The sequence below is a fragment of the Microbacterium sp. CFBP9034 genome (assembly GCF_034045255.1).
Classification (GTDB): Bacteria; Actinomycetota; Actinomycetes; order Actinomycetales; family Microbacteriaceae; genus Microbacterium.
Window position 1 is genome coordinate 1303806 of sequence record NZ_JAXCWC010000001.1, and the last position, 19330, is coordinate 1323135.

Here is a 19330-nt window from a genome sequence, read left to right on the forward strand (position 1 = left end):
CCGATGGCAGACGCACCCACACCTCGCTGGACGAAGCGCGCCCTCCGCTGGGGGCTCACCGTGCTCGTCCTCGGCGTCGTCGGTTACTTCTTCGCCGTCTCGCTCTGGGACAACTGGGACCAGATCGCGGCGGAGCATCTCGCCTTCGACTGGCTCTGGGTCGTCGCGACCCTGTTGTTCGCCGTCGCCGTCCCGCTGACGGGAATCCTGTGGGGCCGGATCGTGCGCGCCCTCGACCGAGACGCCGAGGGCCGGATCTCGCACGCCGAGGCGATCGCCGTCCAGTGCGCCTCCTGGCTGCTCAAGTACATCCCCGGTCAGGTGGGGTCCGTCGTCAACAAGATCGTATGGGCGGGAAAGAAGGGTGTGAGCCGATCGCTCGTGCTCATCACTTTCGTCTACGAGAACGTCTTCCTGCAGATCGCGTCGATCGTGCCGAGCGTCATCATCCTGCTCGTGAGCCTGGGTCCGGAGATCTTCGGCGAGAACGCGACGCTGCTGCTGCTGCCGCTGCTCATCCTGATCCCGCTCGCGGCGATCTCCTACAAGCCCTTCTTCCACAGGATCGTCAGCGTACCCGCGCGGCGTGTGCTCAAGCGCGATGTGCCGGCGGAGTACTTCCTCAGCACCTGGCAGACGCTGTGGGCGCTCGTGGAGTTCCTCGGCCCCCGGGTGCTGAACGGCGTCGGGTTCGTGATGATCGCGGCCACGGTGACCGAGGTCACTCCGGACCAGTGGCTGCCCTTCGCCGCCGCCTACGTGCTCGCCGGGGCCATCGGCATCCTGGCGTTCTTCGTCCCCAGCGGGCTCGGCGTCCGTGAAGCGATCATCGTCCTCATCCTCAGCCAGTACATCCCCGTCGCCGAGGCCATCGTGATCAGCCTCCTCGCGCGACTGCTCAGCACCGTCGGCGACGGTCTGATCGCCCTCATCTACGTCGGCGTCCGCCGAACGATCCCCAAGGAGTACCGTCCATGACCGGACCCCGTATCACGATCATCGGCTCGGCGCTGTCGGGCAACAAGGGAGCTTCGGCGATGCTCGAAGCCGCGGTGCAAACCCTCGAGGCCCGCCTCGACGACCCGCAGTTCACGCTGCTCAGCATGTATCCCGCTGAAGATGCCGCTCAGAACCCCTACCCGAACCTCGAGATCGTCGCGGCGAACCCCAAGCAGCTGGGCGTCACAATCAACTCGCTCGCCCTGGCGTATCGGCTGCTGCCCTTCCTGCGGGGGACCATCCGCAAGCGCTCCCGCGCGATCCGCGCCCTCGTCGAGTCCGACGTGCTCCTGGACCAGGGCGGCATCACCTTCACGGACGGGCGCGAGAAGTTCCTGCTCTACAACGTGGCGTCGATCCTGCCGGCGCTGAACACCGGAACCCCGGTCTTCAAGTGCGCCCAGGCCATCGGCCCGTTCCAGAATCCGGTGAACCGGCGGGCCTCGAGGATGTTCCTCCCCAAGGTGCGCACGATCGTGACGCGTGGCCGCATCACGCACGAGTTCGCCGAGCAGCTCGGGCTGACCAACATCGTGGCGGGGGCCGACTACGCGTTCTCGCTGGAGCTCGACGGCACCGAGGCGGCAGCGGTCGGTGCGCACATCGACCTGTCGTTCTTCGACGGCGATGTCGTCGGAGTGTGCCCGAGCGTCGTGCTCCAGAAGAAGGTCGACGCTGCGGGCGGCGACTACATCGGCCAGCTCGCGGACTTCATCGAGCAGGTGCGCGCACAGGGCAAGCGAGTCCTCCTGGTGCCGCACAGCGTGCGAACCGGCACGGACAAGACCCACAACAACGATCTGCCGCTCTGCCGCGAGATCCACGCGCGGCTCCGCCTCGGCGACGACCTGGTGTTCGTCGACCGCGAGCTCACCTCGCAGCAGCTGCGCTATCTCATCGGGCGCTGCTCGCTGTTCGTGGCCAGCCGGTTCCACGCCATGGTGTCGTCGCTCGCGATGGCCGTCCCGACGCTGGTGATCGGCTGGAGCCACAAGTACCGCGAGGTGCTGGAGATGTTCGAACTCGAGGACTGGGCGTTCGGACATGACAAGTTCACCCCCGAGTACCTCGCCTCTCGGTTCGCCGAGCTCGACGCGCAGCGCGACGCGGTCAAGCAGAAGCTGGACGCCCATCTGCCCGAGGTGAAGGCCCGCTCGCTGATGCAGGCGGACCTGATCGCCGAGCTGGTTCGCGGTGGGTGAGGCCGTGATCACGACTTCGCGGGAGGACGACGCCGACCGCACGTGGGCACGCGGCGACCGCGCGGTCCGACTCAGCGGGCCGATCGGTTACGCCGCGGTCCTGATCGCCATCGGAGCGCTTCTCACACTCTGGTCGATCGTCACTCCGCCGCTCTCGACAGTCGACGAGCCGGTGCACTTCAACTCCGTCCTCCGTCTCATGCAAGGCGGCGGCTGGCCGCCACCGCAGACCGCCCCTGTGCTTGAGGGTACGTTCGTCGCGCTTCAAGAAGCGGGAAATCCCTTCAAGGGAACGCCCGCGCTGGATGTGCTCCCCGTGGCCGAGGACCGATCGGTTGTGACGCAGATGACCGGCACCGCGCTCGACGGTGCGACCGGCGTGGATTGGATGACGCAGCATCCGCCCACTTACTACGGCCTGACGGCCGGCATCCTGACGGTGATAGGAGCGGCCGACTGGCGCTGGGATCAGCTGGCTGCTGGTGCTCGAGTCGTCTCCGTTCTCTTCGCGCTCGGCGGCGCCGCATTCGCGCTCGCCGCAGTCCGGCGCGTCACGTCGTGGACGGCCGCGTCGATCATCGGCGGGCTGGCAATCCTCACCGTTCCGCAGTTCTTCAACGTGCTGAGTCTCGTCACGAACGACTCGCTCACGCTGCTCGCCTGCAGCGGGATGATCTACTTCCTGGTCCGGGCGCTGACGACGAGGGATCCGTCCTGGCGATCGGGGGTGTTCGACGCGATCGGAGCAGGTGCCTTCCTCGGACTCGGCCTTCTGACGAAGGGCACGATGCTCACAGCGATTCCAGCAGCGCTGATCATTCTGCTGGTTGCCGGTCTGCGCACTGACGGCTCGTGGATGCGGCGACTAACTCCCGCCGCTGTGGCGATGGCCTCCGCCTTCGCCATCGGCGGCTGGTGGTGGCTGAGGAACATTCTGGTGTTCGGCGAGATCCAGTCGAGCAACTCGGGCTCCGGACGCGAGGATGAGGCCTTCGACGGCTATAGCCTGGCGGGGTTCGCCCGCCTCGTCGTATGGCAGCTGGCCCGGACGTTCTGGGGATCCATCCGCCCGAATCTGCGGCTTCCCGACTGGGCCATCGTCCTGATGGGCGTCGTCTTTCTGGCCGCACTGGTGTTCGTCCTAATCCGCTCGAAGTCGCGACTGGTCGTCGCATTGATCGGGGGCGTGCCGCTGCTCACCGCAGGCCTCATCACCTTCCACGCGTGGGAGGTGTTCTGGAACAGCGGCCGCATCGTCGGCATTCAGGGTCGCTACTTCTTCCCCGCGATCACCTTCTACATGCTCGTCATCGCTCTCGCCTGGCAGCTCCTCACGGCGCCTCGTCGGCGTGCGACGCGGATGGTGGCGGCGGCGACAACGGGCGTGATCGCGGTGTCGATCGGACTATGGGGTACCGCCGTCACCTTTCGACGGCGATGGGGGTCGGTCGAGGGTGGATGGGATGCGATGGCGTCTGCCGGCCCGTTCTCCTCCATTGCAGTCGCTTGTCTCGTTGTCACCGCGGCGATCGCAGCGATCACAGCGATCGTCTGCGCCGCTGTCGCTTCCGCACACCTGCCTGAAGACGTCACCGGCGCCGCGAGCAGGGTTCGGCAGCGACTATAGGTAAAATCTGCCCGGGGCGTCGTCCGTTCGCGGGCCCCGCACCGAGGACCGTCACGGCGTCGGCCGACGACGTGGACCGCGACGAAAGGCATCATGGCATCCGGTATGAGAGCGCGGCTGAAGGCACTCGCCCGAAGGATCGCATTGACCCGTCGGCTGGATGGTTTCATCGGGCTCCTGGCGATCCCGTTCTTCGTCACCCGGAGAGGCGTCAACGTCGTCGTGGGCGACTACTACGGAATGCTGATCGGCCGCACGTTCGACAATGACCGTGAGGCTGCGAGCCACTACTTCTCGCACGGTTGGCGACTCGGGGTCGTTCCGAGCCCGTTCATCCATGCCACGGCCGCCCACTACTCGACGATCGCCGCGTTGCTCCTGAGACACCAGCTGGCGCGGGTTGCGCGCGGTGCGGAGCCGCACAGCCGCTGGCTGGGAACTCCCAGTCGCCTGATCGACGCGGGGAAGCTCGCCGGCTCGCTCGATCACCGTGGCGGATGGATCGCCGCTCTCACCGAGCGAGCTCGCAGCGACGGTGGGTCGGTGATGATCCGCGTCGGTGGCGCTCGTCTGCCGTGGGACAGCTATCTCGAGGGATGTCGCCGGATTGCTCCTGCAGCGGCCGTGGTGCTGGAGAACGACCTCATCGATCTGCCGTTCTACGAGATGCAGATCGGCGGCTACCGGGCGCTGTCCGCCCCGGCTGCGCTCGACGATTACATCGCGAACGGCGAGATCGACGGTCGGATGCCCAACCCGTTCTTCGAGGCGGAGTGGTATCAGGCGACCGACCGTTCGCAGGCCCGCCGCCAGCGTCCCGTCAACCTGTTCCTCGACTACGTCGCCATGGGCGAGCTCGGACCGGCGAGCCCGCACTTCTGGGGCAAGCGATACGCTGCGGCCCTTGACGCGCCAGCCGATCCGCCCAGCCTCCTCTCGCACTTCCTGCGTCACGCCCGCCCGGACGACATGACGCCGTCGTGCGACCTGGTGACGCCCGTTCGCACGGCTGACGCTGAGCGAATCGTGAGGGAACGGGTGAACGCCTACCACGAGGGACTCGGGGTCGTCCGCGCTGTCGGTCCGGTCCTGCGCCGGCACGTCGTTGCGACGCCGGAAGCCCAGATCGCAGGAACCTGCCTCGTCATCGTGGACGAGCGCCACCTCCGCCACCCTGCTGCTGTAGACGCTCTCGCGTTGTCCGCAGACCAGACCATCACCGGACTGCGGGTCGCGATCATCGAGTCGGACGACGTCGCTCGTATCGCCCAGCTGGATGAGCTGGTCCGGCGAACCCCGACGATGGACTTCGTTCCGCGGCGCGACGGCGAGACGACCGGCGCGGTCGTCCGGAGACTGCTCGACGATGCGACTCCCGACGGGTGGACGTTCTGGACCCCCGCCGAACGGTGGATGCCGCACTACCTCGCCGCCGCAGTCACCGCCATCCGGCGCAATCCGACGGTCGCTGCCGCCGCCGCCGTCGCTCGAACCACCCCGCAGCCTTGGCTGCGCACCGAGGATGCCCTCTGGGTGGATGGGCTGAGCGGAGCGGGTGTGGTGTTCCGAGGGAGCGGTGCGGATGCACGTCAGCCGGACGCGACGCTCGACCTGGGGGTCGCGTGGCACCTCCTGATCGGAATGGCCGCCCGAGATCGGTGTGCCGTGATCGACGAAGCGCTCGTCATCGTGGCCGCCAGCGCCCCGACCAGAGCGGATACCGAACTGCGTGCGGGAGCGAATGCAGCGAGAAACCGGTACCTCACGTCCTTCGACGGCGCTCCGCGCGACGGCGTCACGGTCGTGATGCCGACGTACGAAGACTGGAACATGACGGTGTCTGCCGTTCGGCGTGTGCTGGAGACCACAGCGGACGACGTCTCGACCGTCGTCATCGACAATGGCTCACGGCGTCCTGTATCGGCGATCCTTGCGGCCTGCTTCGCGGCAGAGCCCCGCGTGACAGTGCGACGGCTGCCGGTCAACACCGACTTCGCGGTGGGCTCCAACGTGGGTGCGTCCACTCTCTGGTCCGCCACGACGGTGTTCCTGAACAACGACACTTCGGTGCAGGATGGCTGGCTGGACCCTCTCCTCGACGCGCTCGACGGAGGGGTCGGTGCGGTTCAGCCGCTGCTCCTCTTCGGCGACCGCACCGTCCAGACAGCGGGAACCATCTTCTTCGGCGGGATGTCGATGCCTCGCCATCTGTTCTCCGAGGTTCACCCGGGCGACGTCGACCGGTCGATCGATGATTACGAGTTCTCGGCGCTCACAGCCGCATGTCTGGCAGTCGGCCACAAGGACGTCGCAGCGCTCGGCGGGTTCGACCCGCATTACGTCAACGGCATGGAGGACGTCGACTTCTGCCTCCGCCTGAAGTCATCGGGCCGCCGGCTTCGGGTGCGCAGCGCCTCGCGTGTCGTGCACTTCGAGAGCCGAACCGCCGGTCGCCATGACCATCAGCTTCCGAATCGGCGCCGCTTCGCGCAGCGCTGGCGCCGAGCGCTCACTGACCAGCTCGACGACCGTGCCTTCTTCGACCAGGGCCAGCTGGAACTCGTGGAGGTGCACTGGAAACATGAGCGGTCCAGCCCGCTGCGGGAGGCCCTGCCGGTCCTGCGTCGTCGTGCGTCCGCGATCCGCGTCGAGGAGCACCCGCCACGGCTGCGATGGGCGATCAAGTCATCCGCCACCGGAGACCTCGCCGGCGATGTCTGGGGCGACACCTTCTTCGCAGAGGCCCTCGCGGATGCACTCGGGCGACTGGGTCAGGAGGCGGTCGTCGACCGTTCGACCTCCCACGTGCGAGCCTCGACGGGCTGGGACGACATCACGCTCACCCTCCGGGGACTCTCCTCCTTCCTTCCGCAGCCGGATGCACTGAACCTGCTGTGGGTGATCAGTCATCCGGATCTCGTGACGCGGCAGGAGCTCGAGTCAGGATACGCACGGATCTATTCGGCAGGCCCGGCATGGGCGAGTCAGGTGCGGGAGCGATGGGGACTGGACGTGCGCACCCTGCTGCAGGCGACTGATGCAACCCGGTTCAGTCTCACAGCCCGCGATGACCGCCCCCAGCGGGGCGTTCTGTTCGTCGGACGCACGAGGGGCGTCTCCCGCCCGATCGTCACCGACGCGATCGCCGCGGGTGCGGATCCCGAGGTGTACGGCGATGACGGGTGGGAGCAGTTCATCCATCCCCGGTATGTGAAGGGCGCCGGTATCTCGAACGAGGAACTGCCCGCGGCATACGCGGGAGCTCGCATCGTGTTGAACGACCATTGGCGGGACATGGCCGAGTTCGGCTTCTACTCGAACCGGTTGTTCGACGCCGCCGCAACAGGGGCCCGTGTCGTCAGCGACCACGTGGACGGCATCGACGAGCTCTTCGGCGGACAGGTGCGCACGTACACGGAGCCGTCGGAGCTCGCACGACTGCTCGACGCTGAATCCCCGGACTGGCCTGAGCAGACGGAGCTCGAGGCACTCGCCCGCAAAGTCGGTGTCGAGCACTCCTTCGATGCGCGAGCCCGCGTGCTGCTCGACGACGCCCTTGAACTGAGAGGCGCCAAGCGATGACCGTGCGCGAACCGAAGATCGTGATGACACTCATGGTGCGCGATGAAGCCGACATCATCGCGGCGATGATCGAGCATCACCTGGCGCAGGGTGTGGACCTGATCATCGCCACCGACAACGGGTCGCTCGACGGCACTCGCGAGATCCTGGCCGACTATGCCGCGACCGGCCGCCTCGAGCTCCACGACTACCTGGCACATGACAAGAACCAGACCGCCGTGGTGTCGGGCATGGCTTCGCGGGCTGCGACCGAGCACGGTGCGACATGGGTCATCAACGCCGACGCCGACGAGTTCTTCCTCCCGCGCGACCCCGGCCTCACCCTGCGCGCGGCTCTCCGGCGGATCCCGACAAGCCTCGGCTCCTTCTCGGTGCCGGTCGTCAACATGAGCGGAGTGCCCGCGCGGTCGGGGCCCTCCCTCGCACGCTTGACGTTGCGTGACGTCCGCGACGAGTCGTCGTTGATGGCTACGGTCGCACTGCACGCGCACCCGACTGCCGACATCATCCACGTCGGGCGCGCCGGCGTGGTCGTCGGACAGGGCAACCATGGCGTCGATATCCCCAGCCTCGGCAAGCCGGAGCCGGCGTACGCCCTGGAGGTCCTGCACTACCCATGGCGGTCGTACGAGCAGTACGGCACGAAGATCGCGAACACCGGGCGCTCGTACGATGCCAACCCGACCCTGAACCCGAGTCCTCGACACCACGGAATGCGGGACTATCGCTTCTGGAAAGCCGGTGTCCTCGAGCCCCTCTACCTCGTGCGGCATCCCGATCTGCCGGAGGACGACGGGTTCGTCGAGGATCTTCGCGTCCACCAGGGGCTTCAGAGCCTGCTCGAGTCCGGGGACGCCGTCATGCCGCAGCACCTCGCCGCGGCGATGGGCGGCGATGTCGTCGGCTATGCGCCGGATGAGCGGATCGCCGCGGCGACTGTCGCCCGGATCGTCATTCCGCTCGAGATCGAACACATCGAAGCCAGCACGATGTGGCGCGATCTCTACCGCGCTGAGGCGGCACGCCATCGGGCGGCGTCACGTGAACGGGATACGGCGGTGGGAGAGCTCGCCCGTGTCAGGTCCCTGCCGGTGATGCGAGCGCGGTCACTTCTGGGCCGCGTCGTTCGCGCGCCCAAGGCCATCGTGCGCCGTCTGCGGGAGAGCATCTGACCCTGCCCGGCTTCGGCGCACGGCTCCTCTGATGGCATCGACTCGTTCGAAGAGTCGCCAGCGTCGGCTCTGGGTTATTGCAATGAGCTCGGAGTCGCGGGACGCGATTGCCTTCTCCAGGGCGGTGATGCGACCTTGCGCGGCGCGAGCGGCCTGTGACGCGGCACGATCCGCCCGGGCCGCGGCACGATCGAGCGCGCTGTTCTCCCCGACGAGGTGACGGGCGACGGATGACATCGCAGCGCCCGCTGCCGATGATGCCGTCAATCTACGACGGAGCACGTCGACCGGATCCGCTGCGCGCGCGGGGTCCAGCGAATCGATCGCGGCGCGCAGATTCTCCATCGCGGCGTCGGCAAGATGGTCAGCAGGTAGAGGATCCGATCCCAGGGCTCGCTCGACGGCGGACGCGAGATCGGCGGCTTTCACGGCGAACGGCTGGGCATCGTCCCAATCGGCGGCGTACGCATCGACCTTCGGCTTGGCCAGGCTCACCCGGGGCACTCCGTAGGCGGACGCGACGATGCGGCCGTGCAGCGAGTTCCCGATCCAAAGGCTTGCTCCAGCGATTTCGTCCGTGCGCTCCCACACTCCGCGCGCATCGCTGATTCTCGCTTCGCGGCCAAGCTCGCGCAGCGAGACTTGCACAGCTTGGAGACGGTGCAGGGAATCATGGGCGGGCGCGAGACCTGCGACGAACAGCCGCACCGGAGTCGCAGAGGGAACAGCGTCATTGACGGTCTCGGCCCACTCCTCGGGGCTCGCGGTCGTGAACGCGTGATCGGACAGGTGGACCAGAGCGGCTCCGTGCTCCCCGCGGCGACGCGGCCGAACTCGAGCGATGATGTGGGCCATGTCGGGAGCAAGCCGGTGTGCCACGGCGATCTCATCGAGGAAGGCGCTCGAAGCGCGGTCGCGCACGGAGACGAACGTCGCTTCCATGACGGCGGCGCGCAGTGCCGGCGCTCGCCATGACGCCGCGTGGGCGATGCCGGACAGGCCCACGGAGTTGATCACCAGCGGGGTCGTCGCGTTCTTCGCGAAAGCCGACGGTCGCGGGATATACGGGGGATCCAGGACTGCGCCGCCCATCGCGGCCGCCAGGGCGGCCTCCTTCTCGTCCGCCCCGCGGTCCAGCAGGGCCTTATGCTCATCGACTCCGAACCGGGTCAGGTAGGCGTACTCCGGAGGGGTCGCCCCCACTTCGCCGCCGACCGTCCACAGGGCGTCGAAGGCTCGGTTCTCCATCAGCTCGGACCATGAGGCGGGCCGCTCATCCAGGGCCACAGGCTCCTGGGGCTCGATGGGCACTCCGTAGGAGACGTCATACGCCCCGGCGAGCACGTGCTCGAGAAGCAGCGGGTAGAGCAGATCGCCGAAGTTGTCGCGCTCCAAGGCGCCCACAGCGAGCAGGCAGGGTCGTCGGGCGTCGTTGCTCATCGGCTCTCAATCCTCTGCCCGTGGGGCGGATGCGGCGGGGGTCGCGCTGGATGAGAAGTCGCGACACTACGATGCTACCCATCGCGTGCGCCCCGGTTCGCTTCGGCGGACGCGGCGGGCAACGCAGCGATCCGGCGCTAGGATTGGCCGTTGCGAGAGGAGAGTTTTGCGTCACGACTCGACACCCGGGCCCGAGGCGGTCGCGGTTCTCGCGACGCCGCCGGAACGCACTGCGAATCCCGCCGTCTCGCGCCGAGAGCTCATCGTCGTCGCCGTCCTCACCCTCGCATTCCTTGGGCTCCTGGTGCTCTGGAGCCTGCTCACTCCGATCTACGGGGCGCCGGACGAGCACGCCCACATGAACAGTGGCGTGCGCCTGACACAGGAGCTCTCGTGGCCCGAACCCGGCGACGCGCGGATGTACGGCATGGTCGCCGCAGCGCGGGACGAGGCTGGAGTCCCCGCCGCTGAGCGCTCGACCTTCGCCGAACTGGCCGCTGACGTACCCGGGACAGGTGGGGTCGACCAGATGACCCAGCACCCGCCGCTCTACTATGCCTTTGCGGCGGTCGTGCTCCAGTCGATCGGATTCATGGACCTGAGGGCCGACGTTGCACTGGTCGGCCTCCGGCTCGCCGGACTCATCTTCGCGGCGCCGCTGCCGCTGCTCGTGTGGGCGAGCACGCGCCGCATCACCCGGTCGCCTCGCGCGGCGGTCGTGGGAGCGGCAGCGCTTCTCGCCGTCCCCCAGCTCGCGCAGATCCTGGCCTCCGTGTCCAACGACGGTCTGACCATCCTCCTGTGCTCCATCGTCGTGTGGCTCGGCACACGGGTCATGACCGGTGATGCCCGCTGGCGCATCGTCATCGCACTCGGCGTCGCTCTCGGGCTTGCGCTCCTCACGAAGGGGACGGCCCTGCCGTTCATCCCGTTCGCGGCGGTTACGCTCATCGTCTGGCCACGAGGCTCAACCGTCGGCCGTCGCGTTCTCCGAGCCGGGTCGTCGCTGGCGATCGCGTTCTTCATCGGCGGGTGGTGGTGGCTGCGGAACCTCCTGCTCTTCGGTGATCTGCAGCCGAGCGGGCTGGCCGGAATCCGTGACACCGTCCCGTGGGAACCGGGTACGTCACCCGACGTCATCGCGTATCTGGATCGTATGTGGACCCGGATGACGGGGAGCTTCTGGGGAAACTTCGGCTGGCTCGAGTACCCGCTGCCTCAGCTGCTGACGGATGTCCTCAGTGTGATCGCACTGTCCGTGGTCGTCGTCTACGCGTTCCGGCGCGGCCCGGTGCGCTGGCAGGTCGTCGTGCTCGCTTCGCTGCCCGCTCTCGTGCTCGTCCTGCTCTTCGTCAACACGTGGCGTCACTACGTGCGCACTCAGCAGTTCGCAGGATTGCAGGGGCGGTACCTCTTCGTCACGATCGTCGCACTGGTCGTGGTCAGTGCCGTCGCGTGGCGGCGGTTCATCGTGCCGGCCCAGAGACGCACCGTGGGCGTCGCTCTCGTCGGCCTGGCTGCCGTCGTGGCCGCGGCAGGACTGCTGCGCGCTTATATCGGCGAGTACGAGGCATCGCAGTATCGTCTGAGCCTCGACGGACTCCGTGCGTTCGCGGCCATGACTCCGGGGGGTGCGCCGGCGATCGGCCTGGCCGGCGGTGCAGCTGTGGTGGTCTGCGCTTTCGCCCTCGTGCTGACCATCCGGTGGATCCGCGGCCGCGATTCGGCTACGACGGCGGCGGCTGCGGACGAGGAGCGGGCGCAGCCCGCCTCGACGCCGGCCTAGCCGTTCGCCGTCACCTCTAGTGGCGGCATCGGCCGCCACGAGGCATCCTTCGCGATCACGCGCCCGTCGCGGATGCCGCGGAACAGGTGGCTCGTGCCACGGACGGTCCGCTCGACGAAGACCAGCCGGATCAGCTCCTTGCCGAAGGTGAGCGCGGAGCCGAGCCCGAAGAGGATCGGGTTGTAGACGCCGAGAGAGCGGTAGTACTGCTTGATGTGCGCCCGGTTCCGCATGATGTAGTACCGGTAGGCGTTGCTCGACGCGTTCATGTGGCGCACGCCCATGTCCCACTGCTTGATCTCGCGGGTGCGCCGCAGGACGAACTCGTCGACGATCACGGACGCCGTCTTACGGGAGGCGAGCCAGCCGTACGTCTGGTCGTCCCAGTAGATGAAGAAGCGGGGGTCGGGCAGCCCGATCTGCGTCACGATGTCGCGGTGGATGAACATCCCCTCGAAGCATCCGGAGTTCATCGGCTTGTACCCCGACTCGTCGAACCCGGCGGGCGCGAACGGGATGGGGATGCCCATCGGCTCCGCGATCCGGTACTGCCAGTAGAACTCGCTGCCGTCGTAGTCGTAGCGTCGTCCCTGGATGCTCCGGAAGCGTGGCGCCCACTTGCCCATCTTCGCGAGGCCGTCGGGGAGCACCTCGACGTCGTCGTCCATGAGCCAGATCCACTCGGCCCCGAGCTCGTACGCGACGCGCATCCCCTCGCTGAACCCGCCCGACCCGCCCGTGTTCGTCTCCATCCGGCGGTACACGAGTTCGGTCCCGAGACGCGCCCGGAACGACTCCACGACCTCGGTCGTGTCGTCCGTCGAGGCGTTGTCGACGATCACGACATGCCCCGGCTTCGGATCCATCTGGGCGATGCTCGTGAGCAGCTGGGAGAGAAGGCCCGACCGGTTGTACGTGACGACGGCGATCGCCGCGCTCGCGGGGTCGAAAGGCTGCGGGGCGGATGCCTCGGCACCGGTCATCGTGACTCCTCGAAGGTGCGCTGCCACGCGCGAAGCGATGTGAGCTCGGGGGCCGCGGCACGGTACTGGGCCGACAGCTGCGGCCACTCGCGCCGGAGGCGCCGGTGGAGCCGGAAGCTCTCCACGAGCTTGCGGCGGTACTGCGCGCGGTCGCGCGTGTAGATGTTCTTGCCCGAGCCGTCGGCGGCGCTGACCAGAGCGCTGTCGAAGTTCGGCAGGCGCCACCAGTGGGCGTCGCTCTTGCCGAACTCGACCTCGGGGTGGGTCAGGTTCGCTGCCTTGGGGGAGTGCAGCCAGTGCGCGACGAGCGTGGACAGGGTGAACCACCGCAGGCGCATCCCCGTCGGGTTGTCCAGGTTGTGGGTGGACATGCGCTTGAAGACCGCGCGGCCGCGCCGTGCGCGCAGGGGCACTCCGGAGTCCTTGTGGACGACCGTCTCGGGGAACTCGGCCGCGAGGGCGCGGGCGGCGGGCATCGCCGTCGCGAGGTTGCCGCGCATGTGCCCCGGCCCGGAGAGCACGTCGCGGAGGGCTTTGTGGCGCAGCTCGACGGGGTAGTACTGCATCATCATGAGGTGCTTCAGGTCCATGCGACGGCTGTGGCGGAGCAGCGTGCCGCCACGGGGCGCCGTCGAATGCAGGAGGCCCGCCACGATGCGGTTGCGCGCGTGGAAGTAGGCCTGCCAGTCGATCGAGTCGTCCTTGCCGACCCATGACACGTGCCACAGGGCCACGCCCGGCATCGACACCGTGGGGAAGCCTGCCTCGCGCGCGCGGAGGCAGAACTCCGCGTCATCCCACTTGATGAACGCCGGCAGCGCCAGACCCACCTCGCGGATGATGGCGAGCGGGATCAGGCACATCCACCAGCCGTTGTAGTCGGCGTCGAGCCGCATGTGGAGCATCGGCGTCTGACGGAGGTTGGCCACACTGAAGTCGTGCGGCAGCTTCTCCTGGTAGACCGCACGCCACATGAAGGGCTCGTCGTCGACGACCTCGGCCCAGGCGTGGAGCTTCGGCCGATCGAGCAGGTCGAACATGTGCGCGCCGACGATGGTGGGGACCGAGGCGTAGCGGCCGAACACGATCGATCGGCGCACGGACTCGGGCTCGAGACGCACATCGTCGTCGAGGAGCTGCACGAACTCGCTCTCGGGCCGCGCCAGGGTCTCGGTCATGGCTCGGGCGAAGCCGCCGGAGCCGCCCAGGTTGGGCTGCGTGATGACCTGCAGCGTCTCGCCGAGCGATGCCGCGACCTGGGCGTACTCCGGCTGAGCGTCCACGCGCTTGTCGCCCTGATCGATGAGGAAGATGCGGTCGACGAGCTCGAGCACATCCTCGGCCTCGGCGAGGTTCATGAGGGTCCAGATGCAGTAGTCCGGCTTGTTGTACGTCGTGATGCCGATCGAGGCCTTGCCCTCGCGAGTCGGGTCCTGCTCCGTCGTCCACTCCGCGCCTTCGAAGAGCGCGTTCTTCTCGTCGGCGACGATGTCGAACCAGATGAAGCCGCCGTCGCTGTACTGGTCGAGGACGAGCTCGAAGTCGGAGCTCGCCGCACCGTCGACCTCCCGGGTCTCGATGCGCTGGCGCACGCCCGAGCCGTTGGACCGATACACCAGGATCGTGGCGGGTCCGACGGTCCGCACCGTGAGCGTGACCTGGCGGACCGGCGTCCAGTGCTGCCAGTACGACGCGGGGAAGGCGTTGAAGTACGTCCCGAAGGAGACGCGCCGGCCGGCGACGATCCGCGCGGAGTTGCGCCCCAGGATGTTGCCGAGCTGTGCCCGGTTGGACACCCGCACGGGCTCCTCGTCGATGACGGACCACGTCTCCGGGTCGACGTACAGCGGGAGGAGGTCGGGGTCGCGGTCGGTGGGGAAGACGACGTTCTGCAGGACGTGAGGCACGGGGAGCTTCTCCGGTGGGGCTGACAGGCGCCGAGGCGTCGGGCCAAGTGGGAATCTTACCCTGCGGCCGGGTCCGCTTCCCTGGGCGGCAGGACGCGCGGCGTCAGGCCCGTGTCCCGTCGTGCGGCAGCCCGTCGAGGTCGCTCACGGCATCGATCCGCTCCCGCCACGAGCGGGAGAGGCCGGCGCGAACAGCGCAGAGCACCAGCATCATCCAGCCGAGACCGGTGAGGGTGAAGCTCTCGAACATGGAGTCGACGAGCAGGGCGACCAGGATGAGCGGGGTCCAGGCGTAGATGACCGAGCGTCGCTCGCTCGCGGCCAGCCATGACCGCACGAGCGCGATGGACGCGAGCGCGACGAACAGGATGAGCCCGATCCAGCCGAGCTGCAGGAGCACGTCGAAGTAGGCGTTCAGCCCGGTGGCGTGCGACGAGCCGAGGAAGTAGTTGATGAAGCTGAACGGCTGGTCGCGGGGACTCCACGCGCCGAACCAGCCCCAGCCCTGCACGGGCCGCGCGCGCTGGAGGTCGACCATGACGTTCCAGAGGTCGACGCGCATCGAGAAGTCGCTGCCGGCGCCGATCCACGCGATGATCGGATGCCGCGCCACGTAGCCGACGATCACCGCGAGCACCACCAGCGCACCGAGCCCCAGCTGCAGCGCCCCCCGCCGTTCGGGACGGGTGTGCCGCACCAGCGCCAGGGCGCCCACGGCGGCGCCGACGCCGACCGCGAGGACGAGGACCGTCGGGGAGTCGCTGAGCGCGGCGAGGCCTCCTGCGAGCACGACGGACACGATCGAGACTCCCGGGCGGACGGACTGCGTCCGGTACTCGATGAGGAACGTGATGAGCGCCAGCACGGCGACGAAGCCGAGCATGTTGCGGGTGCCGAAGATGCCCTGCACCGGTCCGAGCTCGGCCAGGTTGCCCTGCACGCCGAGGAACGGGAACGGCATGTCGAGCAGCACGCCCGAGAGCACCTCGACGGCGAGCGACGCGGAGAGGAGCGCTCGCAGCACGTCGCCGAGCGCGCGCGCGGTCTGCAGCGTGTCGCGCAGGTGGCCGATCACGACTGCCAGGAAGGCGAGTGATGCCGTGGTCACCCAGCTCCAGAACGAGGTCGCAGTGTCCGAGCTCCAGAAGACGCTCAGCAGCGCCCAGCCGACGAAGACGACCAGCGTCGTCGGCACCAGCCGCAGCAGCGAGATCTCCTGGCGTCGCACGATGAGCACCCCGACGCCGAGGACGCACAGCCCGGTGATCATGGAGATGTAGGTCACTCGTCCCGCGATGCGCTCGATCGCGAACGAGCCGAACACCACTCCCAGGACGGCGATCGTATAGGCGCGGGCGAAGGCTGCGGAGGCGAGCAGCGACCCGAGCCACCCGGGCGCCGAGGCGGCCCGGCCGGCGGGCGAGGTCACGCCCCCCGCCTGGTCGGCTCGCCGCGCTCGATGGCCGCCCGCTGCTCGGCGGGCCCCTCGCCGACATGCGGCGACTGCTTGATCTTGGCACCGAGCATGACGACGAACATCCAGCCCCAGGCCAGCAGTGGGTTGGACTCGGCGAATCCCTGCACGAGGACGATGGCGCCGACGAGCGTCGGGAGCAGCGTCAGGGCCGAGTAGGGCCGGTCATCGCGCAGGTCCCAGCGCGGCCGGTCGATCGCGAAGAACCAGGAGCGCCAGACGAAGGCGAGGTACAGCATCCCGAGCAGCACCACACCGATGATGCCCAGCTGCATGCGCACGTCGACCCACATGTTGTGCGCCTGCAGGACGCTCTGGCCGTGGTCGATGATCCAGCCCTGGAACGCCGGGTCCCAGGGCGCCCACGGCGTCGCGAACCCCCACCCGAGCCAGGGTCGCTCGGCCGAGCGCGCCAGCACCTTCTCCCAGATGTCCTCGCGGCCGGTGAGGTCGGAGGTGCGGCCGAGCGCGAGGAAGAGCCTGTCGCGCAGGAACCACAGCGCGGCGATCCCGCCCAGGCCCACGACGGCGTATCCGATGTAGTAGCGGGTGCGCTCGCCGGGTCGGCGCGCGCGCCGCATCAGGAGCACGGTCGCCAGCACGATCAGCACGCCGGCCGCGGCGACATACGCGGTCGCCGACGACGCGCGCAGGAAGAGGTAGGCGGACAGGGCGATCCAGGCGCCGAGCAGGAAGCGCCGGGGAGCGCCCGAGGCGAAGCGGATGGCGAACACGATGATCGCGAGCAGCGCCACCGGACCGAGCAGGTTCGCGCTGCCCATGATCCCCTGGATGCGGCCGGGGAAGTCGAAGAGGTTGTTGCGCGACCAGTACTCGATCGGGTCATCGGCCTCCTCGACGACGAAGCCCGGGAGGATCGGGGCCTGCACGAAGATCGAGACCCACAGCTCGAAGAGGAGCGAGAGGCCCATGACCCATTTCAGAGCGGATGCCGCGGCCCGCACCAGCTCGCGCCAGGTGAGCACGCTCCCGACGAACAGTGCCTGAATCGTCGTGATCCACAGGAGGAGGAGGGTCAGTGCGGTGGTCTGCGGCCACGCAGACCACAGCAGGGATGCCGTCGCCCACGCGACGTAGGCGACCACGAACCACGGAAGACGCCGCCACTGGACCGGCGGGCGGATCGACAGCCACAGGGCGACCGAGAGGATGCCGCCGCCGATGGTGATCCACGCGGTGACCGTCGTTCCGAAGGCGTGCACCCATGCGGTGCTCGACAGCGCCATGAAGAGGACGAAGATGCACCACCCGCGCAGCATGAGGTGGCCCGTCTTCTCACGGACCGGGGGCGCCGGCGGCGCCGATGCGGGGTGCTTGGAGTGGACGGCCATCGCTTGACAGGGTACCCCCGAGCACCCTGCGGAACCGCGGCTGGGCGGGGGACGACCCGGCGCGCCTCTACCCTGGAACCATGCTGGTGCCGCTCACGAACGACCCCCGCGACTACGCCTGGGGATCCGCCACTCTCATCGCGCAGCTCGAAGGGCGCGAGCCGTCCGGAAGGCCCGAGGCCGAGGTCTGGTTCGGCGACCACCCCGGCGACCCATCCGAGACTCCGGACGGACGCACGCTCGACGCCTGGCTCGCCGACGAGGGCCGGGCCACCGGCAGTCCGGCGCAGCTGCCGTATCTGCTGAAGCTGCTGGCCGCGGCATCCGCTCTCTCCATCCAGGCCCACCCGTCGAAGCGGCAGGCCGAGGCGGGCTTCGCACGCGAGGAGGCCGCCGGGATCCCGCGGGACGCGGGGGAGCGCACCTACCGCGACGACAACCACAAGCCCGAGCTCATCGTCGCCGTGAGCGACGAGTTCCGCGCGCTCGCCGGCCTCCGCGACCTGCCGGCCACGCGTCGCCTCGTGGGCGGTCTCGGACCGGGAGCCGGTCCGCTCGCCGAGCGCCTGGAGGGAGCGGATGCCTCGGCGGCGTCTGTGATCGGCTGGGTGCTCTCCGCCGAGGCGTCGGACGACGTCGCCGCGGTCATCGCCGCGGCCCGGGCCGCGTCCTCGGACGAGTTCGCGCCGGAGCTCGAACTGGTGCGCACCCTCGACGAGCAGTTCCCCGGCGATCCAGGCATCGTCGTCGCGCTGCTGATGAACCTCGTCACGCTGCGGCGCGGCGAGGGCCTCTTCGTGCCGGCGGGGGTGCTGCACGCCTATCTGAGCGGCCTCGGCGTCGAGCTCATGGCGGCGAGCGACAACGTGCTGCGGGGCGGTCTCACGCCCAAGCACATCGACGTGGCGGAGCTGCTGTCCGTGCTCGACGCGACGCCCGGCCGACAGCCTGTCGTGCGGCCGCGCGAAGTGGCCCCGGGCGTCCACCGCTTCGACGTCCCGGTGGCGGACTTCGCCCTCGATCGGGTCACCGTCGCCCGTGGTGCCGTCTCCGACGTGAGGCTGAGCGGTCCGGCGATCGCGCTGGCGACGGCGGGTCAGCTCGCCCTCACCGGCTCCCGGAGCGGCGTGCGCGTGTCGCTCGTCCCGGGCGAGGCGGTCTTCGTGTCGCCCGATGAGGCGTCGCTGCGCATCGAGGGCGACGGCGAGCTGTTCCTCGCGGTTCCCGGTGCCGACCTCGCCGCCGAAGGGTGAGACGACCCGGTTCTCATCCGACCGTTATCACAGCGCGACACGCCGTCGGCGCGTCGCGAAGGTTCAAGACCGACTTGAGGCTTTAGTATCCGCGACTTGACCTCAGCGAACTACAACGGTGTAATTACTCGTACACGCACCAGCGTGCAGGGGGATCACGGGGGGAGAACGAGATGACGGCTTCGCAATACCGTTCCGGCGTTCCCGACAACTGGTTCGTCGATCCGGTCCAGCTCGGGGTTCCGGGCGTCCGCCGACCGGCGGAGGGCGAGGACGACAATCCGCTGTCCTGGCAGACCGACGCGTTGTGTTCGCAGACCGACCCCGAGGCTTTCTTCCCGGAGAAGGGCGGGTCCACGCGCGACGCAAAGCGCGTGTGCGGCTCGTGCGACGTCCGGGGCGAATGCCTCGAGTACGCGCTGCAGAACGACGAGCGCTTCGGCATCTGGGGCGGTCTCAGCGAGCGCGAGCGACGCAAGCTCAAGCGTCGCGCCGGCTGATCGCCGTCGCCTCGACCGGGTGCCCGATCTCTCGCGACACGCGCACGCGTCGC

The 19330-nt window shown here is 68.6% G+C and carries 13 protein-coding genes; 8 read left to right on the top strand and 5 right to left on the bottom strand.

Translation table 11 applies throughout. The annotated features are described in order from the left end of the window. Positions 1-3 precede the first annotated feature (3 nt). The 5 genes from SOM19_RS05840 (at position 4) to SOM19_RS05860 (ending at position 8582) form a co-directional block, all read left to right on the top strand. Positions 4-978: a lysylphosphatidylglycerol synthase domain-containing protein gene (locus SOM19_RS05840; RefSeq protein WP_320485608.1), complete on the top strand. Its 975-nt coding sequence runs from the start codon at positions 4-6 to the stop codon at positions 976-978. Next, positions 975-2201: a polysaccharide pyruvyl transferase family protein gene (locus tag SOM19_RS05845; protein ID WP_320485609.1), complete on the top strand. Its 1227-nt coding sequence runs from the start codon at positions 975-977 to the stop codon at positions 2199-2201. Before SOM19_RS05840 ends, SOM19_RS05845 begins: the two co-directional genes overlap by 4 nt. A gap of 4 nt (positions 2202-2205) precedes the next feature. Then, on the top strand, positions 2206-3828 hold the full coding sequence (locus SOM19_RS05850; protein ID WP_320485610.1) for a glycosyltransferase family 39 protein: 1623 nt from the start codon (positions 2206-2208) through the stop codon (positions 3826-3828). Positions 3829-3972: 144 nt separating this feature from the next. Further along, entirely contained in the window at positions 3973-7410 is a 3438-nt protein-coding gene (locus SOM19_RS05855; RefSeq protein ID WP_320485611.1) for a glycosyltransferase family protein, read from the top strand. Continuing rightward, the gene (locus SOM19_RS05860) at positions 7407-8582 is read left to right on the top strand and encodes a glycosyltransferase family 2 protein (RefSeq protein ID WP_320485612.1); all 1176 of its coding nucleotides are present in this window, start codon (positions 7407-7409) and stop codon (positions 8580-8582) included. The genes SOM19_RS05855 and SOM19_RS05860 overlap by 4 nt, the downstream gene beginning before the upstream one ends. Here the strand turns inward: SOM19_RS05860 and SOM19_RS05865 are convergent. Beyond that, complete coding sequence (locus SOM19_RS05865; protein WP_320485613.1) at positions 8517-10022, bottom strand: polysaccharide pyruvyl transferase family protein; 1506 nt, start codon at positions 10020-10022, stop codon at positions 8517-8519. The genes SOM19_RS05860 and SOM19_RS05865 overlap by 66 nt on opposite strands. Before the next feature lie 166 nt (positions 10023-10188). Between SOM19_RS05865 and SOM19_RS05870 the strand changes: the two genes are divergently transcribed. After that, complete coding sequence (locus SOM19_RS05870) at positions 10189-11808, top strand: DUF2142 domain-containing protein (RefSeq protein ID WP_320485614.1); 1620 nt, start codon at positions 10189-10191, stop codon at positions 11806-11808. On the opposite strand, the gene SOM19_RS05875 is transcribed toward SOM19_RS05870, so the two are convergent. The 4 genes from SOM19_RS05875 to SOM19_RS05890 form a co-directional block, all read right to left on the bottom strand. Beyond that, entirely contained in the window at positions 11805-12791 is a 987-nt protein-coding gene (locus SOM19_RS05875) for a glycosyltransferase (protein WP_320485615.1), read from the bottom strand. The two genes, SOM19_RS05870 and SOM19_RS05875, sit on opposite strands and share 4 nt — an antisense overlap. Further along, entirely contained in the window at positions 12788-14698 is a 1911-nt protein-coding gene (locus SOM19_RS05880; RefSeq protein WP_320485616.1) for a glycosyltransferase, read from the bottom strand. The genes SOM19_RS05875 and SOM19_RS05880 overlap by 4 nt, the downstream gene beginning before the upstream one ends. A 103-nt stretch (positions 14699-14801) precedes the next feature. Continuing rightward, positions 14802-16127 carry an O-antigen ligase family protein gene (locus SOM19_RS05885; protein ID WP_320485617.1) on the bottom strand — a complete coding sequence of 442 codons (1326 nt, stop codon included), beginning with the start codon at positions 16125-16127 and terminating at the stop codon, positions 14802-14804. Continuing rightward, the gene (locus SOM19_RS05890) at positions 16124-17524 is read right to left on the bottom strand and encodes an O-antigen ligase family protein (protein WP_320485618.1); all 1401 of its coding nucleotides are present in this window, start codon (positions 17522-17524) and stop codon (positions 16124-16126) included. The genes SOM19_RS05885 and SOM19_RS05890 overlap by 4 nt, the downstream gene beginning before the upstream one ends. Before the next feature lie 80 nt (positions 17525-17604). On the opposite strand from SOM19_RS05890, the gene manA reads away from it, so the two are divergent. Together manA and SOM19_RS05900 are read left to right on the top strand one after the other, a co-directional pair. After that, positions 17605-18777: a mannose-6-phosphate isomerase, class I gene (gene manA, locus SOM19_RS05895; protein WP_320485619.1), complete on the top strand. Its 1173-nt coding sequence runs from the start codon at positions 17605-17607 to the stop codon at positions 18775-18777. Positions 18778-18950: 173 nt separating this feature from the next. Beyond that, complete coding sequence (locus SOM19_RS05900) at positions 18951-19277, top strand: WhiB family transcriptional regulator (protein ID WP_320485620.1); 327 nt, start codon at positions 18951-18953, stop codon at positions 19275-19277. The last annotated feature ends 53 nt before the right edge of the window (positions 19278-19330 follow it).